Origin of the sequence: Vibrio sp. 16 (genome assembly GCF_963681195.1) — a bacterium.
Classification (GTDB): Bacteria; Pseudomonadota; Gammaproteobacteria; order Enterobacterales; family Vibrionaceae; genus Vibrio; species Vibrio sinaloensis_D.
This window is the reverse complement of sequence record NZ_OY808997.1, coordinates 1,449,220-1,460,828: the sequence shown is the minus strand read 5'-3', so window position 1 is coordinate 1,460,828 and position 11,609 is coordinate 1,449,220. Positions and strand designations below refer to the sequence as shown.

Sequence of the window (11,609 nt, the reverse complement as noted above, 5' to 3'; positions counted from 1 at the left end):
CGGTGAAATTAATCGTATTTACAAAATAGTTATTTAAAAACAAATGTTTACCATGCTTGTAAAGCATTTCAGTATGCGGTTTTTATTGTGATCTATCTATTAGTTTGAAACTTAATTTCGTAACCCGCTAGTAAGACTGTTAACCCTCAATATATATTTAGAGCCAGAAAATATAGTGACATAAGTGGTTACATTTTTTCTGGGTGCTAACATTTAAGGCTACGGGGGTGTGCCGTTAGAGCCCAATAAATCTTATAAACTTTTCAGGAGCATAAACATGTTTAAGAACCTTTTTGCTAACCTGCAAAAAGTTGGTAAAGCTCTGATGCTACCAGTATCAGTATTACCAGTTGCAGGTATTTTACTAGGTGTAGGTGCTGCCGACCTAAGCTTCATTCCAGATATCGTTTCTAACCTAATGGAACAAGCGGGTGGCTCAGTATTTGGCCAAATGGCACTTCTATTTGCAGTTGGTGTTGCACTTGGCTTTACTAACAACGACGGTGTAGCAGGTCTTGCTGCAATCGTTGGTTACGGCATCATGACGGCAACACTAGGCGTTATGGCTGGTGTTATGGGTGTTGAAAAAATCGATACAGGTGTGCTAGGTGGTATCCTTGTCGGTGGTGTGGCTGCTTGGGCATTCAACCGTTTCTTCAAAATTCAACTTCCAGAATACCTTGGCTTCTTCGCTGGTAAGCGTGCAGTGCCAATCATCACTGGTTTCACAGCGATCGGTTTAGGTATCGTACTGTCTGTTGTATGGCCTCCAATCGGTGGTGCGATTGCATCATTCTCTGACTGGGCTGCTCACCAAAACCCACAAGTTGCGTTTGGTATCTACGGTATCGTTGAGCGTTCACTAATCCCATTCGGTCTACACCACGTATGGAACGTACCATTCTTCTTCGAAGCAGGTACTTGTGTTAACGCTGCAGGTGAAACTCAAAACGGCGTACTAACTTGTTACCTAGTTGCTGATGAAGCATCTCGTGCTGCGGGCAACGGCTTCGGTCAGCTAGCAGGTGGTTACATGTTCAAGATGTTCGGTCTACCAGCGGCTGCTATCGCTATCGCTCACTCTGCTAAACCAGAGAACCGTGCGAAAGTAATGGGTATCATGGCGTCTGCTGCACTGACTTCATTCCTAACCGGTATCACTGAGCCAATCGAATTCTCATTCCTATTCGTAGCTCCTGTGCTATACGGTATCCACGCTCTACTAGCGGGTTCTGCATACGTAGTGGCTAACACTCTAGGTTTTGTACACGGTACTTCATTCTCACACGGTCTAATCGACTTCCTAGTTCTTTCTGGTAACGCACAGAAGATGGGTCTGATGATTGCTGTAGGTGTTGTGTACGCTGCAATCTACTACGTAGTGTTCCGTGCTGTAATTAAAGCGATGGACCTTAAAACTCCAGGTCGTGAAGACGAATCTGAAGAAGCATCTGTTGCGACAGGTTCTGACTTAGCAGGTGAGTTGGTTGCTGCATTTGGCGGTAAAGCAAACATCACTGGTCTAGACGCATGTATCACTCGTCTACGTGTTGCAGTAGCTGACACAGCTGCAGTTGACCAAGACAAGCTAAAACAACTAGGCGCTGCGGGTGTTGTTGTTGTAGCAGGTGGTGTTCAGGCTATCTTCGGTACTAAGTCTGACAACCTGAAAACTGAAATGGATGAGTGGATCCGTAACCACGGTTAATTCCCACCTACTCATCTAAATTGCGAAAAGGAGGCTTAGGCCTCCTTTTTTTCGTTTGTACTAAAGTCAGAGACTCGCGACGTATGTTTTGGTTTGTTACAAATCGCTGCTCTTGTAGGAGGCATCTTTGCGGCACATTAACTTTTGTCTGACACTAAGGAGGCCTGATACAGGATAATTGTACGCTGTTTTATATTGTCTAAGATATGGGGTTTGTATGAACAAAGCGCTCTTTTCAGGTGCACTAGGGACACTACTTTTGGCTGTTTCTTTTTCTTCTAGTGCTGATGAACCACAAAAAACAGACTTGTCGGTAGGGATGGCATTGGACCAAGACCTGAGTGTTGTGGTTGAAATCGATAACCAGTATCGTTTTACCATTGGTAACGATGGCGGTGCTTTTGATTACATCATATCGCGTGGCGAGTTTGATCAAAGTATGCCCGTATCATGGTACGTTGGCGTAGGCGGTTGGAGCGAGTGGGAAGGTAAGGAGTTCGGCGCTCGATTACCACTTGGCTTAAAGTGGGACATCAGTAAAGGTTGGAACATGTATGGCCAAATCCACCCAGAGTTGGACTTGTATTCAGGCGCGAAGCTACAAGTTGGTGGAGCACTGGGCATTAAGTACTCGTTTTAAGTTGGCTGCAATAGGGGGGATCTCCCCCCAAAAGCTTGATTAAAAACGCCAAGTTAAGCCGACGTTGGTAGAAAACTGGTTCATCCAAGATGTTTTAAATTGAATCACACAAGAATCAGAGCCAGTTGTTGGGAGGTTACATACTCCTTTAGTGTCATTGTCAACGACGGTACCTAACCATCGGGCTTGAACATTTGCCGCAAGATAGTCGGTAATTTGGTATTCGAATCCACCAAAAATTGATGCTGAAAAACCAAGTTTGTTGTCTACCCACTCTGCATCTACGTAAGAACCTCCTAATCCAAGCCCTAAATAAGAAGAAAAATCCTGACTCAGTTCATATTGGATGCTGCTTTGAAAATGCAAATAGTGCACATCCGAATCCAAGTTGACCTGTTCTACTTTGGTGGCTTGTCGAGTATAGAATAAGCCTATTCGTCCGTTGTCTAGATCGGTTTCGACACTCAATCCCAAGTTAGTAGACGCTTCAAGATCAAAGTCATCGCCATCTTGGTTTTCAACACTGCCGCCTAGGGTATATCCCACCCATGGCGTGATATACAGTTCGGCTGCATAGCCGTGAGTTGCTCCGAGTAAACATAAGAAAACTCCCGCGCGGATAACAAAGTTCATACTGGCTCCAAAGATTGAATACACCTACTAATTGTGATGCTAACACCATAATTAAGCACAAAAAAAACGCAATTATTGAAGATGATTCACAGTGATGTTATTACTTTGTTAAACAAGAAGGAGGTGTCTATGGAACACGATCTCAAATATGCCCTAATCATCACGGCTGTCGTCTTTTCCGTTTTAATTGGATTTGGCGTTGTCGCGATATCGACAATGTAGAGAGTTTTGAATGCGAAATAGCGGTGTGGTGACAAACGCTGCGGTACAACTCGATCTTCAGAACTTCAAAAAGTACACCGGCGGTAAAAATGCGTTGGTTGCTCAAGGTGGCGGCCAAAGGGGTATTTTTACCTCTGGTGTATTAGATGCCTTTCTTTTATCAAACTTCGATCCTTTTCATTCCTTCTACGGCACGTCCGCCGGTGCGTTGAATTTATGTGCGTTTCTTTGTCGTCAGCGCGGTATTGGTAAATACTTTATTCTCGATTTGACCACAGACCCTCAGTTTTTCCATCTGTTTAGCTATATTCGCCGTCGCCAATTTTTGGGTTTAGATTGGGCGCTCGATCGCGTATCCGACTATCCGTATCGTCTTGATATTGATATGGGACGCCAGGTGCTCGCCGGGCGAGAAGCGTTTGCAGCGGTAACTGATACCCACAAGTTGATGGACCATTATTTGCCAATGCTCAGTGAGGATTGGAAAAAAGTCCTAATTGCGACCTGTGCGATTCCACGGTTGTACAATCAACCGGTCGAATTTGAACATGGTATATACGTAGATGGTGGTGTGTCTGCGTCAATACCCGTACAGGAAGCATGGCGCCGCGAAGCTCGATGCATTGTTGTGATTCGAACTGAAGGCGACGATTTGGTGTCGGACACTCCGGAAGTCGTTGAAAAGGAGGCGGTTGAATGGTTTCGCGATTCATTCAACTCTATCCAAGGCCATTGGCAGAGTAAATTAATACAATGGAAATCTGATTGGAATACCTTCTTGAACGAGCAGGTTTCGCGAGCGCATCGACATAAACCCGAGCTTAACCATTTTGAGGCATTGAATGGCGGGCGTTGGTTATTTGGAGCCGATGATATCTATAGGCTTAGCCACCTTCTTGGAGATAAATTTGATTCTGGGTTGGCGGATATGTTGATGGTTCATTATCAGACCTACTCGTTAACCCAAGATTTTCTCCAAGCACCGCCAGATGATTGTTTTATTGTCCAGATAAAGCCCGAAGAGCCGCTGCGTTCAAGCTCATTGCTGAGTGAAAAGGAGAGTTTGTTGCATGACTATCAGTTGGGACTCGACGCGGGCTTTCGTTTCGTTGAAACCTATAGCCAGCTTATTCCACAAGAAATGAAATAGGGAGCGTCGCTCCCTATTGCATTTTTATGATCTGGTTAGGCAGATAGGATACGCATACAGTTGGTTGAACCAACCACATCCATCACATCGCCCTGAGTAATGATCACAAGGTCACCGTCGTCTAACAGCCCTCGTTGTTTCAGGGTCTCGACCGCCGCTTGAGCCGTAACTAACCCCGTATCTCCTTTAGAATCAAAATAAACCGGAAAGACGCCGCGATACAGCGCTGAGAGATTCAGCGTCGCTTCGTTGCGCGATAAAGCGAAAATAGGTAAACCAGAGCTCAACCTAGATGTCATCAATGCGGTACGACCCGATTCGGTTAATGTGATGATGCCTTTTATGCCGCGCATATGGTTGGCGGCGAACATGGTCGACATCGAGATTGTCTCTTCGCTGCTTTCAAAAACCTCTTCCATTCGATAGCTCGAACGGTTGATGTCGGCCATCTTCTCGGCTCCTAAACAGACCTCTGCCATTGATCGTACGGTTTCTAATGGGTATTTACCTGCGGCAGTCTCGCCAGATAGCATCACTGCATCGGTGCCATCGAGCACGGCATTGGCGACATCCATCACTTCGGCTCGTGTAGGCATTGGGTTTTCCATCATCGACTCCATCATCTGTGTTGCAGTAATGACGGTTCTATTTAACGCTCTAGCACGTCGTATAAGCTGTTTTTGTACACCAATTAGCTCAGGGTCACCTATTTCCACACCAAGGTCGCCACGCGCCACCATGACGGCGTCTGAAGCTTTAATGATGTCATCGATATTCTCTTCGGTCGCAACGGTTTCTGCTCGTTCTACTTTGGCAACCAGCCTTGCGTGAAGCCCTGCATCGCGCGCTAAGCGTCTTGCGTATTTCATGTCTTCGCCATTACGCGGGAAAGAAACCGCTAGGTAATCGACTTTGAGTTCGGCCGCGAGCTTAATATCATTCTTGTCTTTTTCAGTCAGGGCATCGGCGGAAAGGCCACCGCCTTTTTTGTTGATGCCTTTGTTATTGGATAGCGCACCACCAATGGTCACTTTGGTACGAACCTCTGTGTCAGTGACGCCAATGACTTTCAATTGGACTCGCCCGTCATCGAGCAGAAGAACATCACCCGCAGACACATCTTGAGGCAGCGCTTTGTAATCCAAACCTACGGCATCCTGATTGCCTTGACCCGCAGGAAGCGCGCTGTCGAGCGTAAAATTGTCACCGACATTGAGGTGGATTTTTCCTTCTGCAAACGTCGAAACACGGATCTTCGGCCCTTGTAGATCGCCAAGAATCGCAATGTGTGTACCCAGTTTAGCGGCGATGTTGCGTACACGAGTCACGCGTTGGCGATGGTCATCGGCGGTACCATGCGAGAAATTCATGCGAACGACATTCACGCCCGCTTCGAGTATTGCTTCTAATATTCCAGGCTTATCTGTTGAAGGTCCGAGTGTTGAGACGATTTTTGTTCTTCTTTGTGGTGAGGTCATTATGATCTCCTTGATCTGACTCTGCGTGATAATTAGTAATTTTAGACGGGTAGGAAAAATACATAATTATTTATGCAAAAAAATAGAGCATGAAATGTGATAAAGCCTTCGCTATTTGACTGGGTACACAAAGAAACATGTTTATACGTGACACTTGTCACGGCGATCTATCAAAGCTCTTCACAATTACTTCGCAAAGTAAAAAAATTACCTAGTTGTTGATATTCGGAGCACTCTATGTACATGGCTCAACCTGGCCATATTGATCATATCAAGCAGGTCAATGCTGGACGGGTCTATAAACTCATTGATCAAAAAGGGCCTATTTCTCGCATCGATTTATCGAAGGAGAGTGAACTGGCACCCGCTAGTATCACCAAGATTACTCGTGAATTGATCGAAGCCCACCTCATTCATGAAACAACCGTGCAAGAGGCCACCAGTCGGGGGCGACCTGCGGTTGGTTTGCAAGTGAACAATGAGGGTTGGCAATTTTTATCGATGCGTCTTGGCCGAGGCTACTTGACCATTGCTCTGCATGAATTGGGCGGTGATGTATTGATTGATACAAAAATCGACATTCATGAAATTGATCAAGAAGATGTGCTTGCTCGCCTGCTGCATGAAATTGACGAGTTTTTCCAAACCTATTCTGACCAACTTGACCGTGTGACGAGTATCGCTATCACTCTTCCTGGCTTAGTGAATTCCGAGCAGGGCATTGTGTTGCAGATGCCACACTACAATGTCGAGAATTTGGCTCTTGGCCCAGAAATCTATAAGGCGACAGGGCTCCCCGTTTTCATTGCCAACGATACGCGTGCATGGGCGTTGGCGGAGAAGCTCTTTGGTCACTCTCAAGAAAACGATAACTCGGTGTTAATCTCCATCCACCATGGTTTGGGCGCAGGCATCATACTCGATGGCCGAGTGTTGCAAGGTCGTCATGGCAATATCGGCGAGCTTGGACATATTCAGATCGACCCAAATGGTAAACAATGCCACTGTGGAAATCGCGGTTGTCTAGAGACCGTGGCGAGTTCGCAAGCTATCCGTAGTGAAGTGGCAGAGCGTATCGCGAACGGTGAAGCGTCGATATTGTCGGAAATAGAAGAAATTTCTGTTGAAGACATCTGTGAAGCCGCAGAAAAAGGTGATGCGCTAGCGGTTGATGTTGTAGAGAAGTTGGGGCGTTACCTAGGATCGGCCATTTCGATTGTGATTAACCTTTTCAACCCTGAGAAGATATTGATTGGTGGCGCGATTAACCAAGCTAAAGAAGTGCTTTATCCTGCGATTCAAACATGCATCGAAGAGCAAAGCCTTCCTGTTTACCATCAAGATCTTGAGCTGGTTGAGTCTCGATTCTACAAACAGGCAACCATGCCGGGCGCAGCACTTATCAAGCAAGCGCTCTATGACGGCCTATTATTGATGAAAGTGATCGAGGGCTAATGCCTTCGGTTGCTCACTTACTATCTATCTTTTCACTAAACCCCTATAATCTTTCTGTTATTAGCAGACTATACTTTTGCTAGTAGAGGGTTTGAGGTGCCGAGTCTTCATCACTGGTGCCATTGACCTCGGTCTCTATTTCCATATCTACACTTTGTTAAAATACAAATTAGTGGTCTTGGTATTAGTTTTTACCTTAGTCTTTCTTTAGACTATTTTGTTTATATAACCTTTTGGTAGAGAAGTGGTATGTCTGGAGTTTTAAATACGGTTGATCAGCGTACGAACCTAGTTGGTGAAAACCGTTTAGAGTTGTTGTTATTTAGTCTAAACAGTAGACAGATCTTTGCCATTAATGTGTTTAAAGTTCGCGAAGTCATTAAAGTGCCACAGTTGACGAAAATGCCGGGTTCTCATCACAACATTACTGGCGTTGCTTCGTTGCGTGGTGTGTCTGTTCCTGTCATTGACCTTCGCAGTGCGATCGGCTTTCCTCCTTCTCGCCAAGAGGCACAAGAACAGAACTTAATCATTACCGAGTATAACCGTACCGTACAAGGCTTTTTGGTCGGTCAAGTTCGTAATATCGTCAACACTGCATGGACGGAAATTCAGCCGCCACCAAAAACGGCAGGGCGCTCAAACTACCTTACCGCGATTACGCGAATTAAAGATGGCGAGAACCAAGAAATCGTCGAGATTATCGATGTAGAAAAAGTGCTCGCTGAAATCATCGATTACGATGTGTCTATTTCTGAAGGTGTTCTTGATGAGCAGTTAGCCGCTGAAATGGTTGGACGTAACGTACTGATCGTGGATGATTCCTCGACAGCTCGTGCGCAGGTCAAAGGAACCTTATCTCAACTCGGTTTGAATATCATTGAGTGCCGAGACGGTCTTGAAGCTCTGGGGCTGCTAAAATCGTGGGCAGATGAAGGTAAGAATGTCGTCGAAGAACTGCTACTCATGATCACTGATGCTGAAATGCCAGAAATGGATGGCTACAAGTTGACTCATGAAGTGCGTAGCGACCCAAGAATGAAAGATCTTTACGTGACTTTAAACACCTCACTCAGCGGCAGTTTCAATGAGGCGATGGTAAAGAAAGTAGGTTGTGATCGATTTATTTCTAAGTTCCAACCCGACCTATTGGTTGAGGTCGCTCAAGATAGGTTAAGAGATATACTCACCGATTAAGAAGTATTGCTTTAAAAACGAAAAGGGTCTCAGGGACCCTTTTTTGTCTTTTAATGAAAATCCCGTGACCGACTTTGCAGCCCTTCAAGCTTATCGGTCATATCAATGAGTCGCCCTGCAATCACATGGGTGACTTCCCCTTCACGTTCTAAAATCCCTTTCACCATGAGTATTTTGGCGGTGAGATAGGCTTGCTTTTGCGCTCTTGCGGTGGCTTGCCACACCACGACATTGATGTTGCCCGTATCATCTTCAAGGGTAAAAAACGTCACACCTGCCGCCGTTCCGGGAGCTTGTTTTCCTGTGACCACACCAACAACGGTCACTAACGATTGGTGCGGACGCGTCATGAGTTCACTCATACGGGTAAATCGTCCCAACATTCCCGCCTTGTCGAGTAAACGAATAGGGTGCTGCTGGAGAGAAAGTCCTGTTGCAGCGTAATCTTCGAGCAAGGTCTGTATCTCAGAGGGAGCCGCGACAGGCATTGAATCTGTCTCTTGAATGTCTTTAAACAGTGGTAAATCAGAGAGTGAATCCATCATGGACCAACGGGTCTGGTAGCGATTATTGGCGATGGATTGCATTGCGTTGGCGGACGCGAGCAACTCGATATCACGTCGATTTAAACCAATATGTTTGAGTTGATTCGGGTGGTTGAATCCTTGTTTCCCGCGAGCCTTGATCAACTGGTGGCTACTCTCAATACTGAATCCTTTGATTTGTCGTAAGCCCAGTCGAATCGCAAACTTGTCACCACATTTTACGACTTGATGGTCATGCAGCGATTGGTTAACGCAGACTGGTAATATCATGACATTATGACGTTTTGCATCTTGAACAAGCTGTGAAGCACTGTAAAACCCCATTGGTAGGCTATTGAGTATGGAGGTGTAAAACGCTTCAGGGTAGTAATGTTTTAACCAAGCGGAGCAATAAGCCAGTACCGCAAAAGAGGCGGAGTGGCTTTCAGGAAAACCGTATTCACCGAAGCCTAAAATTTGGTCAAAAATACGTTCGGCGAATTCCAGCTCATAGCCGCGACTGAGCATGCCTTCAATCAGTTTGGTTTTGAATTTGATTAAGTCTCCATTTTTCTTCCAAGCGGCCATCGCGCGGCGTAAGGAGTCTGCTTCACCGCCACTGAATCCGGCGGCCACCATTGCTAGCTTGATCACTTGCTCTTGGAAAATGGGGACTCCCATCGTACGTGACAGCACTTCCTCTACCTCTTTGGAAGGGTAGGTTATTGGTTCGATCCCATCACGGCGCTTGAGAAATGGATGGACCATATCGCCTTGTATTGGGCCTGGGCGGACGATGGCGATTTGAATGACTAAATCGTAGTAGCAGGCGGGCTTAAGGCGCGGCAACATGCTCATTTGAGCGCGCGATTCAATTTGAAAGACACCTACGGTATCCGCTTGCTGGATCATTCGATAGACGTTGGGGTCGTCTTGCCTTCGCGTGATCTCCGCGATGCTGAGCTCTTGATTGTGCAGCTTTTTGACCCAATCAAAGCACTTGCGGATAGCACTGAGCATTCCAAGGGACAGGACATCGACTTTGAGCAGTTTTAAGCTCTCGAGGTCATCCTTGTCCCACTGAATGACGGTTCTATCTGGCATAGAAGCATTCTCGACAGGCACCAATTGATGAAGAGGGCCTGCTGCAATCACAAACCCGCCAACGTGCTGAGAGAGATGTCGAGGAAACCCCATGATTTCATTAACCAAGGCGATAAACTGCTCACCCTTAAGTGAGCCTGGTTGCAATCCTAGCTCAACAATCTGTGCTTGCCAGCCTAGAGAGCGATCACGACGATTGACGTTTTTGATGAAGTAGTCGAGTTGGCTCTCTTCAATGCCTAGTGCCTTCCCTACATCACGCACCGCACTTTTAAAGCGATAGGTAATGACGGTAGCGGCGAGTGCAGCGCGCTCACGGCCATATTTTTGGTAGATGTATTGAATCACTTCTTCGCGACGTTCGTGCTCAAAGTCGACATCAATGTCGGGGGGCTCATTGCGCTCTTTACTAATGAAGCGCTCAAACAGAACCGAGATTTGGCGTGGGTCGACAGAGGTGATTTCCAAACAGTAACAGACCACCGAGTTTGCTGCTGAACCTCGCCCTTGGTAGAGAATGCGGTTACGTTTGGCAAACATGACGATGTCATTAATGGTTAAAAAATAAAATGGGTAGTTGAGCTCTTCAATCAGATCGAGCTCTTTGTCTATTGTCTCTTCGACATGCGCAGGCACGCCTTCAGGAAAGCGTAATTTTTTGCCATGCTCCACGAGTTTACGTAAGTAGCTGTTGGGAGATTCGCCGTTCGGAACCAGCTCACTTGGGTACTGATATTGGAGCTCGCCCATCGAAAATTTACATCGTTTGGCAATATGAACACTCTCTTCAAGCCACTCCGGTTTGAACAGTTTGCTGAGTTTTTCTTTGCTGCGTAGAGTGCGCTCCGTATTGGTCAGTAAGTGGCTGCCAATATTATCGACACTTTTTCCTAACTGAATTGCCGTGAGAACGTGTTGCAGTGGCAAGCGTGTCGCGGTGTGCATTAAGACGCCACCACAGGCAGTAATCGGCAAAGCCAATTCTTGGGCGAGTCGCTCACAGTGCTGTAAGTATTGCTTCTCGTCCGAGCTTAGATGGCGTTGTATGCCTATCCATAATCGATGTTGGTGATGCTGTGTTAGCCATTGCCCCCATTTGAAATCCGAGTCTTGATGTGAGGGTAACCAAATGACTAAACAGTGTTTCACTGTCATCAAGTCCCACTCCGAAAGTTGATACTGGCCTTTTTCAGAGCGCCTTCTCGCATTGGTAATGATGCGGCACAGCTCTGCGTAGGCATCATGAGTTGGGCAAAGGAGCACCACTTGGCACTCTTGATTGAGCCAGAACATGCTGCCAATAATGAGCCGAGTGTTAAGTTGGTGTGTTTCTATCGCTTTGTATGCTCGCACAACACCGGCTACCGAGCACTCATCGGTGATCGCCAATGAGTGATAGCGTAAAAAATCGGCTTGTAAAATCAGCTCTTCAGCGTGGGATGCGCCAGTCAGAAAAGAAAAATTAGTCTGGCAGAACAGTTCCGCGTACTTCATGACC

Annotated in this window: 9 protein-coding genes; 6 read left to right on the top strand and 3 right to left on the bottom strand. The window is 46.3% G+C overall.

The window, feature by feature from the left end:
• Window positions 1-277 precede the first annotated feature (277 nt).
• Both ptsG and U9J37_RS06420 read left to right on the top strand, forming a co-directional pair.
• Window positions 278-1,708, top strand: coding sequence for a PTS glucose transporter subunit IIBC (ptsG, locus tag U9J37_RS06425; RefSeq protein WP_005473102.1), 1,431 nt, complete (start codon window positions 278-280; stop codon window positions 1,706-1,708).
• Window positions 1,709-1,925: 217 nt separating this feature from the next.
• Complete coding sequence (locus tag U9J37_RS06420) at window positions 1,926-2,348, top strand: hypothetical protein (protein WP_005472964.1); 423 nt, start codon at window positions 1,926-1,928, stop codon at window positions 2,346-2,348.
• A gap of 39 nt (window positions 2,349-2,387) precedes the next feature.
• Here U9J37_RS06420 and U9J37_RS06415 read toward each other — a convergent pair whose 3' ends face one another.
• Window positions 2,388-2,981: an outer membrane beta-barrel protein gene (locus tag U9J37_RS06415; RefSeq protein WP_005472938.1), complete on the bottom strand. Its 594-nt coding sequence runs from the start codon at window positions 2,979-2,981 to the stop codon at window positions 2,388-2,390.
• A 129-nt stretch (window positions 2,982-3,110) separates the two neighbouring features.
• Here U9J37_RS06415 and U9J37_RS06410 point away from each other — a divergent pair, with 129 nt between their 5' ends.
• Both U9J37_RS06410 and U9J37_RS06405 read left to right on the top strand, forming a co-directional pair.
• Complete coding sequence (locus tag U9J37_RS06410; protein ID WP_150114119.1) at window positions 3,111-3,203, top strand: cytochrome bd-I oxidase subunit CydH; 93 nt, start codon at window positions 3,111-3,113, stop codon at window positions 3,201-3,203.
• Between the two features lie 10 nt (window positions 3,204-3,213).
• Window positions 3,214-4,353, top strand: a complete 1,140-nt coding sequence (locus tag U9J37_RS06405; protein ID WP_005473036.1) for a patatin-like phospholipase family protein — start codon at window positions 3,214-3,216, stop codon at window positions 4,351-4,353.
• Window positions 4,354-4,388: 35 nt separating this feature from the next.
• On the opposite strand, the gene pyk is transcribed toward U9J37_RS06405, so the two are convergent.
• Window positions 4,389-5,831 (bottom strand): pyruvate kinase, encoded by a 1,443-nt coding sequence (pyk, locus tag U9J37_RS06400; protein ID WP_005472950.1) that lies wholly within the window; start codon window positions 5,829-5,831, stop codon window positions 4,389-4,391.
• A 237-nt stretch (window positions 5,832-6,068) separates the two neighbouring features.
• Here pyk and U9J37_RS06395 point away from each other — a divergent pair, with 237 nt between their 5' ends.
• Window positions 6,069-7,286: a sugar metabolism global transcriptional regulator Mlc gene (locus tag U9J37_RS06395; RefSeq protein ID WP_005472977.1), complete on the top strand. Its 1,218-nt coding sequence runs from the start codon at window positions 6,069-6,071 to the stop codon at window positions 7,284-7,286.
• A 249-nt stretch (window positions 7,287-7,535) separates the two neighbouring features.
• Window positions 7,536-8,483, top strand: coding sequence for a chemotaxis protein CheV (locus U9J37_RS06390; RefSeq protein ID WP_005473004.1), 948 nt, complete (start codon window positions 7,536-7,538; stop codon window positions 8,481-8,483).
• Between the two features lie 50 nt (window positions 8,484-8,533).
• Here the strand turns inward: U9J37_RS06390 and U9J37_RS06385 are convergent, their stop codons facing one another.
• On the bottom strand, window positions 8,534-11,605 hold the full coding sequence (locus tag U9J37_RS06385; RefSeq protein ID WP_005473060.1) for an error-prone DNA polymerase: 3,072 nt from the start codon (window positions 11,603-11,605) through the stop codon (window positions 8,534-8,536).
• Window positions 11,606-11,609: the final 4 nt, after the last annotated feature.

Bases quoted from the DNA above. Each gene is read 5' to 3' on its own strand.
- ptsG (WP_005473102.1), top strand. From the start codon at position 278: ATGTTTAAGAACCTTTTTGCTAACCTGCAAAAAGTTGGTAAAGCTCTG.
- U9J37_RS06420 (WP_005472964.1), top strand. From the start codon at position 1,926: ATGAACAAAGCGCTCTTTTCAGGTGCACTAGGGACACTACTTTTGGCT.
- U9J37_RS06415 (WP_005472938.1), bottom strand. From the start codon at position 2,981: ATGAACTTTGTTATCCGCGCGGGAGTTTTCTTATGTTTACTCGGAGCA.
- U9J37_RS06410 (WP_150114119.1), top strand. From the start codon at position 3,111: ATGGAACACGATCTCAAATATGCCCTAATCATCACGGCTGTCGTCTTT.
- U9J37_RS06405 (WP_005473036.1), top strand. From the start codon at position 3,214: ATGCGAAATAGCGGTGTGGTGACAAACGCTGCGGTACAACTCGATCTT.
- pyk (WP_005472950.1), bottom strand. From the start codon at position 5,831: ATGACCTCACCACAAAGAAGAACAAAAATCGTCTCAACACTCGGACCT.
- U9J37_RS06395 (WP_005472977.1), top strand. From the start codon at position 6,069: ATGTACATGGCTCAACCTGGCCATATTGATCATATCAAGCAGGTCAAT.
- U9J37_RS06390 (WP_005473004.1), top strand. From the start codon at position 7,536: ATGTCTGGAGTTTTAAATACGGTTGATCAGCGTACGAACCTAGTTGGT.
- U9J37_RS06385 (WP_005473060.1), bottom strand. From the start codon at position 11,605: ATGAAGTACGCGGAACTGTTCTGCCAGACTAATTTTTCTTTTCTGACT.